General features: G+C 63.7%; 14 protein-coding genes and 2 tRNA genes. 6 read left to right on the top strand and 10 right to left on the bottom strand.

The genetic code is table 11. From position 1 onward, the window contains the following. Nucleotides 1-70: 70 nt before the first annotated feature. From G7Y29_RS00080 to gyrA, 4 genes are all read right to left on the bottom strand, one after another. A tRNA-Ala gene (locus tag G7Y29_RS00080) sits at nt 71-143 on the bottom strand. Between the two features lie 11 nt (nt 144-154). After that, nucleotides 155-228: transfer RNA gene (locus G7Y29_RS00075), tRNA-Ile, on the bottom strand. A 98-nt stretch (nt 229-326) separates the two neighbouring features. Continuing rightward, nucleotides 327-665 (bottom strand): DUF3566 domain-containing protein, encoded by a 339-nt coding sequence (locus G7Y29_RS00070; RefSeq protein WP_165003109.1) that lies wholly within the window; start codon nt 663-665, stop codon nt 327-329. 3 nt (nt 666-668) lie between these two features. Further along, entirely contained in the window at nt 669-3,293 is a 2,625-nt protein-coding gene (gene gyrA / locus G7Y29_RS00065) for a DNA gyrase subunit A (protein WP_165003111.1), read from the bottom strand. Nucleotides 3,294-3,375: 82 nt separating this feature from the next. Here gyrA and G7Y29_RS00060 point away from each other — a divergent pair, with 82 nt between their 5' ends. From G7Y29_RS00060 to G7Y29_RS00035, 6 genes are all read left to right on the top strand, one after another. Further along, a complete protein-coding gene (locus tag G7Y29_RS00060) occupies nt 3,376-3,600 on the top strand; it encodes a CopG family transcriptional regulator (RefSeq protein WP_165003113.1) in 225 nt (74 codons plus the stop codon). After that, nucleotides 3,587-3,853, top strand: a complete 267-nt coding sequence (locus tag G7Y29_RS00055) for a TetR family transcriptional regulator (RefSeq protein WP_165003115.1) — start codon at nt 3,587-3,589, stop codon at nt 3,851-3,853. Before G7Y29_RS00060 ends, G7Y29_RS00055 begins: the two co-directional genes overlap by 14 nt. 42 nt (nt 3,854-3,895) lie before the next feature. Further along, entirely contained in the window at nt 3,896-4,297 is a 402-nt protein-coding gene (locus tag G7Y29_RS00050; protein WP_165003117.1) for a hypothetical protein, read from the top strand. Nucleotides 4,298-4,534: 237 nt separating this feature from the next. Further along, on the top strand, nt 4,535-4,813 hold the full coding sequence (locus G7Y29_RS00045; protein ID WP_165003119.1) for a hypothetical protein: 279 nt from the start codon (nt 4,535-4,537) through the stop codon (nt 4,811-4,813). A 119-nt stretch (nt 4,814-4,932) separates the two neighbouring features. Next, a complete protein-coding gene (locus G7Y29_RS00040; RefSeq protein ID WP_165003120.1) occupies nt 4,933-6,399 on the top strand; it encodes an HNH endonuclease signature motif containing protein in 1,467 nt (488 codons plus the stop codon). 29 nt (nt 6,400-6,428) lie between these two features. Beyond that, nucleotides 6,429-6,866 (top strand): DUF6918 family protein, encoded by a 438-nt coding sequence (locus tag G7Y29_RS00035; protein ID WP_249399762.1) that lies wholly within the window; start codon nt 6,429-6,431, stop codon nt 6,864-6,866. A gap of 15 nt (nt 6,867-6,881) precedes the next feature. Here G7Y29_RS00035 and G7Y29_RS00030 read toward each other — a convergent pair whose 3' ends face one another. From G7Y29_RS00030 to dnaA, 6 genes are all read right to left on the bottom strand, one after another. Further along, nucleotides 6,882-7,736 (bottom strand): alpha/beta fold hydrolase, encoded by an 855-nt coding sequence (locus tag G7Y29_RS00030; protein WP_165003124.1) that lies wholly within the window; start codon nt 7,734-7,736, stop codon nt 6,882-6,884. 19 nt (nt 7,737-7,755) lie between these two features. Then, nucleotides 7,756-9,825: a DNA topoisomerase (ATP-hydrolyzing) subunit B gene (gyrB, locus tag G7Y29_RS00025; protein ID WP_165003126.1), complete on the bottom strand. Its 2,070-nt coding sequence runs from the start codon at nt 9,823-9,825 to the stop codon at nt 7,756-7,758. A gap of 121 nt (nt 9,826-9,946) precedes the next feature. Then, nucleotides 9,947-10,552: a DciA family protein gene (locus G7Y29_RS00020; RefSeq protein WP_165003128.1), complete on the bottom strand. Its 606-nt coding sequence runs from the start codon at nt 10,550-10,552 to the stop codon at nt 9,947-9,949. After that, nucleotides 10,545-11,729 carry a DNA replication/repair protein RecF gene (gene recF / locus G7Y29_RS00015; protein ID WP_165003130.1) on the bottom strand — a complete coding sequence of 395 codons (1,185 nt, stop codon included), beginning with the start codon at nt 11,727-11,729 and terminating at the stop codon, nt 10,545-10,547. Before recF ends, G7Y29_RS00020 begins: the two co-directional genes overlap by 8 nt. Before the next feature lie 4 nt (nt 11,730-11,733). Then, nucleotides 11,734-12,954 carry a DNA polymerase III subunit beta gene (dnaN, locus tag G7Y29_RS00010; protein WP_165003132.1) on the bottom strand — a complete coding sequence of 407 codons (1,221 nt, stop codon included), beginning with the start codon at nt 12,952-12,954 and terminating at the stop codon, nt 11,734-11,736. A gap of 532 nt (nt 12,955-13,486) precedes the next feature. Beyond that, the gene (gene dnaA, locus G7Y29_RS00005) at nt 13,487-15,097 is read right to left on the bottom strand and encodes a chromosomal replication initiator protein DnaA (RefSeq protein WP_165003134.1); all 1,611 of its coding nucleotides are present in this window, start codon (nt 15,095-15,097) and stop codon (nt 13,487-13,489) included. Between the last annotated feature and the right edge of the window lie 401 nt (nt 15,098-15,498).

Genomic DNA, 15,498 nt, shown 5'->3' with positions numbered 1-15,498 from the left:
CATTCGAACAAATGAACGAAATCCCCGACACTCTGGCGAGTGCCGGGGATCGACTTTAACCACAAACCTGTGGAGCATAGGAGAATCGAACTCCTGACATCCTGCTTGCAAAGCAGGTGCTCTACCAACTGAGCTAATGCCCCTTTTGTTCCTGTGGGCCTAGCAAGAATCGAACTTGCGACCTCATCGTTATCAGCGATGCGCTCTAACCGACTGAGCTATAGGCCCGGGGAACGAGATAGAACATTACCCACCGCGTCCCCTTAGCTCCAAATCGGCAGCTCAGCCAGGGAAAGCGCGGGCGCGGTGGGCGTCGAAAGCAAGCCTCAGCGATTCGACATCGTAACCGTCACGCCGCCGACCAGATTGGCGATGGCGTTGTAGATTACGGCGCACAATGGCGCGATTACGGCGACGAACACAACCCCGACCAGCCCCAGCAGCGCCGCTGCGGAAAGCACGAGAGCCGTATCCACCACCCGCTCCCCGCCCACACCCGCGAGAAGCGAGTTCACCGACTCGACGACTCCCGCCTGGTTGAGGAAAAAGTAGACCAGAGTCGCACCGATCATCCAGGCAACGAATCCCGCCAGAGCCATCAGCGTGGCCACCCGGAATACGGAGCCCGGGTGCAGATGCGTGATTGTCACTTTGCGCGCCGCCATGGGTTACTCCTCGCCCTCGTAATCGTGGGTTCCGCCAACGGGATCAGTCTCGACGCTGTTGACGTTCACCGGCGTCCCCGACTGAGTCGACGGTATCGACGAGGTAGCCTCTTGCGCCTCCTCGAGGGTCTTCTCGCCCTTGGCCACCGCGGTCGCTTCCTCCTCGCCCTCGTCCTCGACATTCTTGTCAATGGCGAGCAACTCCACGTCCTCGGCTAGGTCCACCAGGCGCACGCCCATGGTGGCGCGCGAGCTCGGGCGGATCTGGTTGACCTCGGTGCGGATCACACCGCCGGCGGAGGTGATGGCGAAGATCTGGTCTTCTTCCTCCACCGCGAGGGCGCCAATCAGCTTGCCGCGCTTCGGGGTGTACTTGAACGTCATCACACCCAGGCCGCCGCGACCCTGGGTGGCGTATTCGCCGATGGCGGTGCGCTTGCCGTATCCGCCGGAGGTGGCCACCAGCAGGAAGTCGTTGTCGTGCACCACGGTCATGGCCAGCAGCTGGTCATCGCCGCGGAAGCGCATGCCCTTCACGCCGGCGGTGGCTCGGCCCATGGGGCGCAGCTGCTCGTCGTCGGCCGTGAAGCGGATCGCCTGGCCTTGCTCTGAGACCAAGAGGATGTCGTCCTCGTCACCGGCGAGCACCGCCCCGATGAGCTGGTCGCCCTCGTTGAGATTGATAGCAATGAGGCCCGCGGAGCGCGCTGACTCGTAATCGGTCAGGCGGGACTTCTTCACGCGGCCCTCGCGGGTAGCCAACACCAGGTAAGGCGCGTCCTCGTAGGAGTGGATTTGGATGACCTGGGCGATGCGCTCCTCCGGCTGGAACTCCAACAGGTTCGCCACGTGCTGGCCGCGGGCGGTGCGGCCCGCCTCCGGCAGCTCGTAGGCCTTGAGGCGGTAGACCCGGCCGAAGTTGGTGAAGAAGAGGATCCAGTCGTGGGTGGAGCAGATGAAGAAGTTCTTCACCACGTCGTCCTGTTTCAGCTCGGCGCCGCGCACGCCCTTGCCCCCGCGCTTCTGCGACTTGTAGGCGTCGACCTTGGTGCGCTTCGCGTAACCGGTCGACGTAATAGTGACCACGACATTCTCGCGAGCGATGAGGTCTTCCTCGGAAACGTCGCCGGTGGCGGCGATCAGGCGGGTGCGGCGGTCGTCGCCGTAGCGCTCCACGATTTCTTTCAGCTCGTCGGCCACAATGGTGCGCTGGCGCTCGGGGCTGGCCAGGATGTCCTTCAGGTCCGCGATCTGGCGCTCGATCTCCGCGAGGTCGTCGATGATCTTCTGGCGCTCCAGTGCGGCCAGGCGGCGCAGCTGCATCGCGAGGATTTCGTTGGCCTGGATCTCGTCGACGTCGAGAAGCTTAATCAGGCCCGCGCGGGCCTCATCCACCGTCGGGGAGCGGCGGATGAGCGCGATGACCTCGTCGAGCATGTCGAGGGCCTTGACCAGGCCACGCAGGATGTGGGCGCGCTTCTCGGCCTCGTCCAGGCGGTACTGCGTGCGCCTGACGATGACCTCGATCTGGTGCTTGACGTAGTAGCGCAGCATCTGGTCGAGGCGCAGGGTGCGCGGCACTCCGTCCACGATGGAGAGCATGTTGGCGGAGAAATTCGACTCGAGCTGCGAGTGCTTGTACAGGTTGTTGAGCACCACTCGCGGTACGGCGTCGCGCTTGAGGGAGACCACGATGCGCATGCCGACGCGGTCGGAGGACTCGTCGTCGATACGCGAGGCGCCGGGCAGCTTTCCGTTCGCTATGTTGTCGGCGATATTAGCAATGAAGTTGTCCGGGTTGACCTGGTAGGGCAGCTCGGTAATCACGATGACCTGGCGGTTGCCCACTTCCTCGATCTCGGTGACACCGCGCATCCGGATTGAGCCACGGCCGGTGGTGTAGGTGTCCTTGATGCCGGTATCGCCGACGATCAGGCCGGAGGTGGGGAAATCGGGGCCCTTCACGCGCTCCATCACAGCGTCAAGGGTGGTCTTCTCGTCCGCAGTGTGGTTGTCCAGGATCCAGTAGATCGCCTCGGCCAGTTCGCGCAGGTTGTGCGGCGGGATGTTGGTGGCCATGCCGACGGCGATGCCGCCGGAGCCGTTCATCAGCAGGTTCGGCACGCGCGAGGGCAAGACGTCGGGTTCCTTCGTCTTGCCGTCGTAGTTCGGGGAGAAGGCCACGGCGTTCTCCCTGATGTCGCGCACCATCTCCATGGCCAGCGGGGTCATCTTGCACTCGGTGTAGCGCATCGCCGCGGGGCCGTCATTGCCGGGGGAGCCAAAGTTGCCTTGGCCGTCGACGAGCGGGTAACGCATCGCCCACGGTTGCGCCATACGCACCAGGGTGTCGTAAATCGCGGTGTCACCGTGCGGGTGGTAGTTACCCATCGTGTCCGCCACCGGCTTCGCCGACTTCACGTACGAGCGTTCGGGGCGGTAGCCGTTGTCGTACATCGCGTAAATAATGCGGCGGTGCACGGGCTTCATGCCGTCGCGCACGTCAGGAAGTGCGCGGCCGACGATGACGCTCATGGCGTAGTCGATGTAGCTCGTCTGCATCTCATCATTGATGTCAATGGGTTGGATGCGGTCGTAGCCGTCACCAGTGAGAGTGTCGTCACTCATTGGTCACCTTTCTTTGAAGTTACCCGGGCGATTCTACAGCGTTGTCTGCGGGTATTGGTGGCGCATGCGGTATCAAAGTGGTATGGCTATGACACTTCGCCTCACCGCAGACGAGGACAGGGCGCTTGTTCTCCTCGCCTCGGCGTGGGGTTGCTCAAAACAGGAAGCGGTGCGGCGGTCGGTGGTCACCGCCGCGGCGCGTTTGATTGACGACGCGACCGTGGCCACGCTCGCCCGATCCCATTCAGAGCACTACGCCGCAACCGAGTCACGGATCAGGCAGGCGCGGGGCAATGAAGGGGTTTAGCCCGGAGCAACTTCTCGTGGTAGCCGACGAGTTCTGCACTGTGCCTCGCGTTCGTGTGCGGTCGTTCTCGGCGCTGTGCGCGGCGGCCGCGGTGCCGGGCGCGCGGGTGCACGGGGTGGCGGTGTTCGATTCGCCTCTCGCGGCAGGCGTCGCGCTGGCGTCCGCGATTGTCGCGTTGCAGCCTCTCACGGACGCCAACGACGCTTTCGCCGAAGTGGCGCGGCGTGTCTACATCGACTGGGCCGAGGTGTGAACCGGCGCGCCTTGTTGCTGCACCGTCTACACTGCGGAATTTATGAAGAAATACACAGCACTCGCCGTCTCCTCGGCCCTCGCGCTCACCCTTCTCTCCGCTCCCTCCGCTGGCGCCACTTTCGGTTCGTCCTCCCCCGTTCTCCGCGAGCCTGCCGAGGGCGAGATGAAGTTCGAGCCGGCTGAGCAGCCAGCGCTCGGCAGCGCGTACACGGGTTCCGCGCCGCTGTCCCTTCTCTTGGCCGCGCTGTCCATCGGAGTGGTGGCAAAGCTGCTCACCGATAACATCCCGGTTTTGCGCCAGGGACTCGACGACATCGCCGCGTCTGTCTGCCTGGCGGGCGCTCCGGGCTCCTCGGAGGCGACCCGTTCCTTCCCCGCAACCGACTTCAACCTCGAACCGCTGATTACTGGCTTACTGGCAGGCCCAGGTGGCGTGGCCTAAGACCGCATGTTACTTTTGTTGCTGTTGTGGCTACAGTGTCGCCTGTGATGTTCGGGCACTGTGGCGGAAGAGCTGCAACCCCCCGGGGCATCGCCCCAGCCCCCCTTTTCAGAGGGTCGGCTGGGGCGTTCTGCATTTTCCATATAATTTTCCTTGGTTACACATGGCAGAGATCTGCGAAACGGCTTAAATTATCGGTGTCATCTGACAACCAACTCGTCCTTCCAAGGAGAAATCATGCAGGTCCGTAAGGCACTCGTCGCAGCTACCGCCACCGCCCTCATCGTCGCCGGCACCCCGGCCGTCGCCAACGCCCAGATCGTCGCCCCTGAGCCCTCCTCCCGCATCGAGATCCCGGGCAGCGTCACCAACTTCTTCGCTGGCTTCTCCCCCGTTTCCTGGGGTGAGACCGAGCAGGCCCTGAAGATCGGTGCCGCGTACCTCCTCCTCAGCCTCGGTTCGTCCGTGCTCGGCAGTGGCATCTACGGCATCACCCGTGTCGCCACTTCCTCCTAGTTTTACGATTAGCTCGGAGTCCGCACGGACGCCGGGCTTTTTCGTACATGCGTTCGAATTGCGGACGTTAATGTCGTAAGCGTGTTCTAGTCTTTGGGCATCTCAAGAAAGGAGGTGCCATGACCACCACGCTTGCATCGCTTATCGACGCCATCGCCAACGCCACCGAGGAAATCTCCGCGACCTTCTCGTCCCCGGAAAAACTGACCTTCGCCGCAGTTCGGGAGGATATGGAGCGGCTGCACGCTGCGTTGGAACAGTTCGGTCTCATCGACGCCTCCTTCGCGTTCATCGCTGACCGTGACGGCGCGGGCTGGGAGGTCGGCGCCAATCACGCCACCCAGTACTTCACCGATGTCCTCGGGTTATCCCGCCACGAAGCCATGGACCGCATCAACCGCGGCAAACGCCTCTTTGGCGAACCGGAAGTGCCGGAACCCCCACGCGACACCGACGTTGATACCGAACGGGAAAGAGAACGGGCACGGGAGGAGGAGCGTCGAAAAGCGGCGGCCGCGAAGGCCCGCGCCGAAGCCCGGAGAAAGGCTGCCCGGGTCAACGTCGAGAAGCAAAAGGTCATTGCCCAGTGCCTGCGTGACCTGAACGAACACGCAGAGCCGGGTTTCGACGAGCTGCATAGCAAGGCGCTAACGGAAGCCAAGAACCGCTCGCCTGAGGACCTGCGCGCATGGTTGCGCGACGAGGTGCGACGCGCAAACCTGGTCGGGCGGGACTACGACGGCAAGAAAGATCCGTTCGCCGCATGGAAGAAACGATCCGTGACTTTCGGCCACCCGGACAACGACGGGTTGGCCCGCCTGATCGTCCACGGGCCAGCCGCAGAGTTATCGCTGCTCAAAGCTCTCATCCAGCCGGGGTACGCGCCCGGCACCAACACGAACCTCGACCCGTCGGAAGACACTCGTACCCGAGCACAGCGCGGCTTCGACCAGTTCATGGCAGTTGCCCGCGCCTACGAGGCCGGGAAGACTCAACGCAACGGCGGGGTGTGCTCCATTATTCTGTCCCTCACCCTCGAAGATTTGCTCGACGCCGACCCCAACACGGTGTTTCCCACCAACACCGGCACGGATCTGAATGCTCTCGACATACTGCGCCTCGGGCTGGGCGGCACCGACTTCGTGCTCCAGCTCGATGACGTCACCGGGCTCCCGCTGTCAATGGGATCTGTACGCCTAGCCACTGTGCACCAAAAGCTCGCCCTCCTTGCCATGCAGGGTGTGTGCGCGTGGGCGGGCTGCACCAAGGCGGGTATGGAAATGGAGGCCCACCACATTCTCGCGTGGAAAGACGGCGGCCTAACCGACATCGAAAACCTGGCCGGTCTCTGCCGCGAGCACCACAGATGTAACAACGATAACAGGGACGGGGCAGGGAACAAGGGGTACGTGGATCTCAACCCCGATACCGGGCGGGTGGAACAGCACCCGGCAGACGGTTCGCCGCCCCGTACCAACGGAACCCACGGCTACCACTCCTCGGCTGGGGCAAAGATCCGGCGACGCGCTACATCGCGCAAACGGCCTCCAGCGCGCGCACCCCAGCCCGTTCTCTTCCCGCCGTAGACGCGGGCGCAACAGCTATGCTGGGTGCAATGAGCGACCTTTCCAAACTCCTCGATGACACCGTGCGGCCCACGGTGGTCAAAGACCTATCCGATCTCGTCGACCGCACCGTTGCCGCACAGTCCGGGCTGACTGGGATGGCCATCAAGTCTGCCGTGGCCGCAGCTAAAAAGGCGGACGGGGATGTCGTATCGAAAAGCATCAACCGTTTCTTGCCGGATATCGTTGACTCCTTGGCTCCCCACTGGAACGACTATGACGCCGAACAGTCGGCCGGTTTCGGCAACTTCCTCGCCTCACGTCAAGACGATGTGACCAACGACGTGCTCACACTCGGCGACCGCTTCGCCCAGCAAGGCCCCGCGGCCGTGCAAAAGGTGTACTCCAGCCTGCGCGGTAAGACCGGCAAGATCATCGCACCCGCGCTGCCCGAGTTCGGCGACATCGTCGAGCGCCACGCGAAGTAGCACCCCAAGTAGCACCTACGCGAAGTTCTCCTCGTAGAACCGCACAAACCGGCGGCCGGTGATCTCGGGCTCACGTGCCCACCGGTTGTGCCCGAGATTGCCTTTCAGCTCCTCCACCTTTGGATGCGCTGATGGGATGTGCATGGCAAGCGCTTCTGCGGACGCAATGGTGCAGTCCTCATCGTCGTTGAAACGGGTGTACAGGACCGGCACCCTCACATCCAGCAGTGCGTTCTTATAGTCCCTACCGGCAAGGTGCGAGACGGAGTTCGTCCGCGAGATCCCCATCCATTCGCGCACGTGCCTGCCCGACTGACGTCCGTAACCCGCGATGTCCAGCTTGCCGCCCGGCCAGTACCCCAGCAGGCGCGAAACCCCACCCATGAACGGGGCGCCAAAGTATAAGGTGCGCCTCGTCTTCGGGTTGAACGCCTTCCAGTACGGGCTGCCGGTCCCTACTCCCATCAGACCCAGCACGTTGAGCTCGCGGGAACGGGGGTCAGCCAGGAAGAGGGTGCCGATCTGCCCTCCCATGGAATGGGTGAGGAGGATGACCGGGTGGGCGTCGTCAAGCGAAAGCTCTCTCTTAGCCGCCTCGATGGTCAGAGGGTAATCCTCGGTAACCATGGTGTGGTACGCCCACGAGTTTGCACGGGTAGCTACGGCGGTGCTGGTGCCCTGCCCGCGCAGTTCGCCAATCGCCGCGGGAAAACCGCGGGAAGCCAGCCACTCCGCCATCGGCCGGTAGTAACGCGCGCCCACACCGAAGCCGGGCCACATCACCACCAACGGCTTGTGGGAGCCCGCCGCCGGAAAAAGCAGCACTGTGCTAGTCGAGCCGTCGGGAAGCGTGATGTCTACGGAAGCCATGCGGAAAGTGTAACCGCCCTTACACGTCGAGGAAGCGAACGTCCTTCGCCTTGCGGGTGATGAAGGAGCGGCGGGCCGCGACGTCGTCGCCCATGAGGATCGAAAACAGCTCGTCGGCGCGCTGCGCATCCTCCACATCCACACGACGCAGGATGCGGTGCTCCGGGTCAAGCGTGGTCTCCCACAGCTCGCTCGGGTTCATCTCACCGAGACCCTTGTAGCGCTGGATGCCGTCATCGGTGTTGATCTTGCGGCCGGATTCTTGACCCTCCGCCAACTGCTCGTCGCGCTCACGGTCGGAGAACGCGTAACCCGGCTCGCCCTTGGCCCACTTCAGCTTGTACAGCGGCGGGTTGGCCAGGTAAACGTGGCCCTGCTCGATGAGCTCCGGCATGAAACGGAACAGGAGGGTGAGCAGCAGCGTCGCGATGTGCTGGCCGTCGACGTCGGCGTCGGCCATGAGCACGATCTTGTGGTATCGCAGGCGCGAGACGTCAAACTCCTCGTGGATGCCGGTGCCGAGCGCCGTGATGATCGCCTGGACCTCGGCGTTCTTCAACACCCGGTCCATGCGGGCCTTCTCCACGTTGAGGATCTTTCCGCGCAGGGGCAGGATCGCCTGGTACATGGAGTCGCGGCCCTGCTTGGCGGAGCCTCCCGCGGAGTCACCCTCCACGATGAAAAGCTCGGAGGCCTTCGGATCCTTGGAGCGACAGTCAGCGAGCTTGCCGGGCAACCCGCCCATGTCGCCGGCGGACTTGCGGCGCACCAGATCGCGCGCCTTTCGCGCCGCCTGGCGGGCCTGCGAGGAGGAGACCGCCTTGTTGATGATTACCTTCGCCTCTGCTGGGTTGGCGTCGAACCAGTCGGAGAGGTGCTCGTTGACGACGCGTTGCACGAAGCCCTTGATCTCGGTGTTGCCGAGCTTGGTTTTGGTCTGGCCCTCGAACTGCGGGTCGCCGACGCGCACCGACACGATCGCTGAGAGACCCTCGCGGCAGTCGTCGCCGGTTAGGTTGGGCTCCTTGTCGCGCAGCAGCTTGTGGTCGCGCGCGTAACGGTTCATCAGCGAGGTCAGCGCCGCGCGGAAACCTTCCTCATGGGTGCCACCCTCGTGGGTGTTGATCGTGTTGGCGAAGGTATGGACGGACTCTTTGAAGCCGTTATTCCACTGCATGGCCACCTCGGCCTCGTGGTCCTTGCCCTTGGCCTCGAACCCGATGACGGAAGGGTGGATCGAGGTTTTGGACTTGTTGAGGTGATCCACGTAGTCCACCAGACCGTTGGGGTAGTGGTAGGTGACCTTCTTCTCGCGCTTCTTCTGCACGGCGGGCGCAACCTCGGATCCCGCGTCGTCGGCCGGGGAGTCGGCGACGACGGTGTCGTCGAAGGAGTCGCCCTCCACAAGAGCCGCGGTGTCACCCTCCTCGGCAATCGCCTCGAGCTCGAGCTCCTCGTCACTGACCCGCTCGTCCTTGAGCGTGATGGTCAGTCCCTTGTTCAGAAAAGCCATCTCCTGCAGGCGGCGCGAGATGGTGTCGTAGTCGAACTCCACCGTCTCAAAGATCTCCGCGTCCGGCCAGAAGCGGATGGTCGTACCGGTGCCGCGTGCGTTGCCGCCCTCTTCCAGCTCCGCGGGCACGGCGTTGGTGAAGTTCTGGTACCAGTGCTTACCGTCACGCTTGATGTCGGCCTCGACGCGGGTGGACAGTGCGTTGACCACGGAAATGCCGACACCGTGGAGGCCGCCGGAGACGGCGTAGGACTCGGAGTCGAACTTGCCGCCCGCGTGCAGCTGGGTCATGACGACCTGGACCGTCGGGGCGCCGGACGGGTGCATCTCGACGGGAATGCCGCGGCCGTTGTCAACGACCTGGATGCCGCCGTCATCGAGCAGGCTGACGTCGACGCGGTCGGCGTATCCCGCCATGGCTTCGTCGACGGAGTTGTCGACAACTTCCCAGACTAAGTGGTGGAGGCCGCGGGCGCCGGTGGAGCCGATGTACATTCCGGGGCGCTTGCGGACAGCTTCGAGCCCCTCCAGAATGGTGATCGATGACGCATCGTAATGCGGTTCGTTGGTAGCCACGATGTGGGAGTCTCCTGTCGCGCTAAGGGTGTTTTAACCCGTCCAATCCTACACCCTGTAGGGGACATTGCCCGCACCCGCCAATCCGGCGAGAGGGCGTTTCACGGCCGAATTTCGGCCTCTACCCGTAGGTGTCGCGCGGCCCGCGGCCCTTAACGTGCAGCGGCCCCTTGCGCCAGCTCTTGGTTTTCGGAGGGTAGACGTGCAGCTTCGTGACCAACCCCGGACCCACCTTGTCAGCGATCGCGGAAAGCACCGTGGCCTGCATGTATTTGAGCTGGGTGGCCCACGCGGTCTGGTCGCAGGCGATGAACACCTCGCCGTTTTTGATCATCTGCACCTCGGTGTGCTGCGCGATCTTCTCACCGACGAGCCCCGCCCAGTTGCCCATCACCCAGCCGAAGGCCATGTTCTCGGTCCAGTCGCGTTTGCGGATTTCGGCGCGCACGAGCGATCCGAACCCCTTCACCTGGTACCCGCCCCGCAGCGCGCGCCCGTCGGGCCCCGTCGGCCGCCCCCTGCCGGACCACCGCGCGCGTTCTTCGCCGTCGAGTTTGAGTCCCGGCACGCTTATCGACGCCCCCTCCACGCCGTCCCTCAGCGAACCAACGCTCGCCCGCCGCGGAATCACCGACGTCCCTTGGCGCCTCAGGTCCGGAACGCGGCCGCCCCGCTGGCGCGCGGTGGCGCGCAGAGTCGTGAACGTGTCGCTTACCAGGTCAGCCACGGTCGCGCTCCAGCGTCGACACCCCGTCGGCCATCGCGACCGCGTACCGAGCGCTGACCGCGTCAGAGAGGTTGCTGGGCAGGTCGTCGCCCACAGCAGCGGTAATAAGCACCTGCTCGGCGCCTTGCGCAACCGCGACGAGCCGCTGGCGCCGCAACGCATCGAGCTCGGCGAAGACGTCATCCAAGATGAGGACGGGATCGGATCCGTCGGCGGACAACAGCGCGTACTCCGCAAGGTGGAGGGCGAGGGCGTACGACCACGTTTCTCCGTGGCTGGCGTAACCCTTTGCCGGGGTCTCACCGAGCATGAGCACCATGTCGTCGCGGTGTGGGCCCACCAGCGTTGTGCCGCGATCGATCTCCTCCTTTCGGCGCCGCGCGAGTTCCGTGAGCATAGCGGCCTCGATGACGGCGGGATCGCGACTCGGTTCACCCGCCAGGGTGCGCACGGCGTCATCGACGGTCGATGTGTAATGAGCTGAGGCCGGGCGCGACTCGGGCGCGACCGCCGCGTAGGACTCGGCGATGTGCGGGGCGAGGGCGTCGAGAAGCTCGAGGCGGCCCGCGACAAGCTCGGCGCCGTGGCGCGCGAGCTGGGAGTCCCACACGTCGAGGGTGGCCAGGGCGCCCGCCCCGTTGTCGTCGTCGTAACCGCGCCGCAGGTCGTAGGCCGAGGTGCGCAACAGTGCGTTGCGCTGGCGTAGCACCTTGTCGTAGTCGGCTTTCGCCCCGCCGAGGCGCGGCGCGCGGGAGGCAGCGAGCTCGTCCAGGAAGCGCCGACGCTCGGCCGGCTCACCCGCGACGAGCCGCAGGTCCTCTGGAGAAAACATGACGGTGCGCAGCACGCCCAGCACCTCGCGGGCGGACTTGAGGCGCGTGCGGTTGATCTGCGCCTGGTTCGCGCCGCTCGCCTTGATCAACAGGTGCGTCGTCAGCTCGCGGCCGTCGTTAACCGTGGTGAGCGAGACCCGTGCGTCGCGCTCTCCGGCCCGGATCAGCGGGGCATCGGTGGAGACGCGGTGGCTGCCGAGAGTGCTCGTATAATGTACTGCCTCGACGATGTTGGTCTTGCCGTGCCCGTTGCGGCCCGAAAACACGGTCGCCCCCTGCTCCAGCTCTAGACTGAGTTCCGGCCAGGAGCGGAAATCCCGCAGGTTGAGGTCGCGTACGAACACGGGTTTAACCCGGCAGGCGCACAGGCATGAGAAGGTAGGTGAAGTCCGTCGCCGGGGTCGGGAACGTTCCGTCAGCCTCGGCCTCGGGCAGCTCCTCCGGCTCCGGGATCATGATCGCGGGGCGGGAGGCCTCGGTGAATCCGAAGACGACGCGGTTAGTCGGAATCACGCCGAGACCGTCCTTGAGGTAGCTGGAGTTGAAGGCGATGAGCAGCTCGTCCGCACCCGTGAAGGCTGCCTCGACGTTTTCACTCGCCTCACCGGAGTCTGCGCCTGAAGCGTACAGGGTCACCTCTCCCTGCCGGAAGTGCATCCGCACCTGGGCGTTGCGGTCAGCCACCAGGCTCACGCGGCGGATCGCCTCGAGCAGCGGGGCGATCTCGACGCTGGCCATCGAGGTGTGGGTTTTGGGCAGCAGCGGCTGAATGTTCGGGAAGTCTGCATCCAGCATCCGGGTGGTGGTCTCCCGGTTACCGGAGTGGAGTCCGAAAAGGCCATCGCCGCCGACGTTGCCTGCCGCGCCCACGGCGATTTCGACTGGCTCGTCGATGTGGGTGTCCAAGGTGCGGGCGTTGTCCAGCAGGGTCTTCGCCGGTACAAGCAGCTTCGCCTCGACGTCCCCGGCCACCGGCTCCCATTGGATTCGGCGAATGGCAAGGCGGAAACGGTCGGTTGCGGTGAGCTGCACGGCGTTACCGGAAACTTCCATGTGCACGCCCGTGAGCATGGGCAGAGTGTCGTCGCGGCCAGCGGCGGAAGCGACCTGAGTGACTGCGCCGACGAATGCGGACGGGGAGATGCGGCCGGTGACTTCTGGCAGGGTGGGCAGCTGCGGGTAATCATCCAGCGGCATCAGCGGCAGCTCGAAGCGGGCGGAGCCGCCCTGGAGCAGCATGGTGCTGCCGTCGGTGGAGACTTCCATGGGCTTGGCGGGCATGTTCGCGACGATGTCGGCCATCAGCTTGCCGGCCACGGCGACCCGACCCGGCTGGCTGACTTCGGCACCAATGCGCACGCGCGAGGAGACTTCGTAGTCGAATCCCGCGAACTCGATACCGGTGTCATCCACCGTGATGACAACGGCGCGGAGCACCGGCTGCGTGTTCTTCGTCGGCAAGCTTCGTGCGACCCAGGCGACGGCGTCGGAGAGGTCATCCTTGTGCACGCGAAATGACACGTTGTTGCCGGTGTTGCCGGCGAGGTTGTCCACCGAGTTGTCATCCATGGGAGCACTCCTTGCGCGTCAGGGCCGGTGACGGCCTGGTGGAGGCGCGCTCCCCGAAGCGGCGCCCCCGAATTACATGTAACTTCGCTCCACCTTAGGCGGGCGGCTCTTCTTTGTCATTCAGCGGGCGGACACCGGAGACGGGGCGGCGCGGGTTTTCACACACCCCTTTTCTCTTAGCTGAATTACAAAGTAAATGGCTGGTAACAACAGTAAGTCCTGTGCAGTCTGTGGATGACCCGGTGAACTCGGTGGTGGGACCGGGAAATGTGGGTGTGCCCAGCCCTGTGGAGCACGTGTGGAGAAATTGATGCACCTGTGGACAACTTTCCGCGGAGAAATTTCATCCACACCTAGGGGACCTTTACTCACTGGGACTTCACAACTCTTTCGGCCTTATCCACACCATGTCAAATCAGTGACGTGAGCCACATGTGTCGGAGATCACCTAATTTCATCGGTGTAATTACACATCTGTGAGTAAGTCTGTGGACAACAAAACCCCGGCCGAAAAGCCGGGGTGAAAGTGGTTTTACCGAGATCTGGCCCGATTCTTGATCATCTGGGTCAGCTCCTGGATTTCGTCGTAAGTCCCGCGGTTCTCGGTCATCTCCTTGCGGATCTTGCGGTCGGCGTACATCACTGTCGTGTGGTCCTTGCCTCCGAACTCGTCACCGATTTTAGGCAGAGAAAGGTCTGTCAGTTCGCGGCACAAGTACATCGCTAGCTGCCGTGCATGGGCCACCTGCCTGGTTTTACCGGCTCCGGTCAGCTGCTCGAGCGAGACACCGAAATATTCGGCGGCGGCGTCCTTGATCGCGGCCGCACTGATGTTCATCTCGCCGCCGTTGGGCAGGATGTCGCGCAGCGCCACCTGGGCGACCTCGAGCGTGATCGGCTCGTTGATCAGTGAGGAGTACGCGGACACCCTGATCAGGGCGCCTTCGAGCTCGCGGATCGACGACTCGAACTGCGAGGCGATCAATTCCAACACCGCGTGATCTACATGCGTGCCATCCGCGGCGGCCTTCTTCATGAGAATTGCGATGCGGGTCTCCAGATCCGGCGGCTGGACGTCCGTGATCAACCCGCCCTCGAAGCGGGTGCGGAGCCTGTCCTCCAGCGTGGTCAGCTGCCGCGGGGGGCGGTCGGAGGACAGGATGATCTGTTTGTTCTGCTGGTGCAGGGCGTTGAACGTGTGGAAGAACTCCTCCTGGGTACCTTCCTTGCCCTCGAGGAACTGGATGTCATCCACCATCAGGATGTCCAGGTTGCGGTAGCGGCGCTTGAAGCTCTCCTGCCGGTCGTCGCGCACGGAGTTGATGTAGTCGTTGGTGAACTCCTCCGAGGAAACGTAGCTGATCCGCAGGTTCGGCTGCAGCAGTTTGGCGTAGTTGCCGGCGGCGTGGAGCAGGTGCGTTTTGCCCAGGCCGGAACCGCCCCAGATAAACAGAGGGTTGTAGGCGCGTGCGGGGTTCTCGGCCACCGCGACGGCGGCTCCGTTGGCGAAGCGGTTCGACGATCCGATGACGAAGTTTTCGAAGGTGTACTTCGGGTTCAGGCTCGCTTCGCGGTCCGGGTTGTGGGCGGGAGTCTCCCGCGGAAGCCTCTGCGGCACTGTCGGGTGGGCGCTCGCTTGTCGACGCCCCCCTGCCGCCGCATCTTTCTCCGTCAGCTGGCGGGAATGCAGTCGCGCTAGCTCGTCAAGACCCATGGGGATTTGCTCGCCTGCCCGCCCCTGCATCGGGTTTTCGGTGAACGCCGGTGCGCTGCTGGTGGTGGAGAACCAATCTGGGACGGAGGTGCGTTCCGGCTCCCGCGACGCCGGCCCCGGATGCCGGGCAGGTTCGGCGGGGGGCTCGGGCTGCTGGATGGACACCGCCAAGGTGCACGCTGTGCCGAGTTTGCGCGACAGCAATGCTGTGATGTGGGTGCCTAGGGACTCTTCGATCACGGTCTTGGCAGCGGCGTGGGGAGCGGCGAGGATGACGTAGCCGTCGACAAGCATGACCGGGGTGACCAGCTGCAGGTATGCGCGTTCCTGGTGCGTGAGCGTCGGAATGTTGGAGTTGGGGCGTTCCGAGAGGTTCAGCAACTCCGAAACGATGTCGCTCCAGAGTGCCCCGAGTTGTTGTTCTGCCACGAGTGCCCGAATTCCTTGCTGCCGTCGATGATGCCGCTGTCGGACTTCCTCCGTGTGTAATTCACACGAGCTCAGCGCCCGTCGGCGGCTTCTACCTTGTGTTCCACAACTTTATCCACAGCTGTGGACAGTCCCGCGGTGGGGTTCTGTCCACAGCCACGCCCGGCGCCTGTGGAAAACCCAGACCCAGCAGAAACAGCCTGTGAACTGGCATTACAGGAAACCCGGTAGCAAAGTCTCAACTGGCTATTAAGACTTATCCACAGTGCCGCGGGGCCTCTGTGTAAAGCTGTGATTTTGTTGAAGTGATAAATCATTGTTACCCGTTCCTTCCGGCGCGTGTCCAAACATTGGCCAAGTTCCCTCCTGTGGATAACTCTTTTTGGACATGTGTCTTTGCC

This window comes from Corynebacterium qintianiae (assembly GCF_011038645.2).
Classification (GTDB): Bacteria; Actinomycetota; Actinomycetes; order Mycobacteriales; family Mycobacteriaceae; genus Corynebacterium; species Corynebacterium qintianiae.
This window is presented reverse-complemented; position numbering and strand designations above follow the sequence as displayed.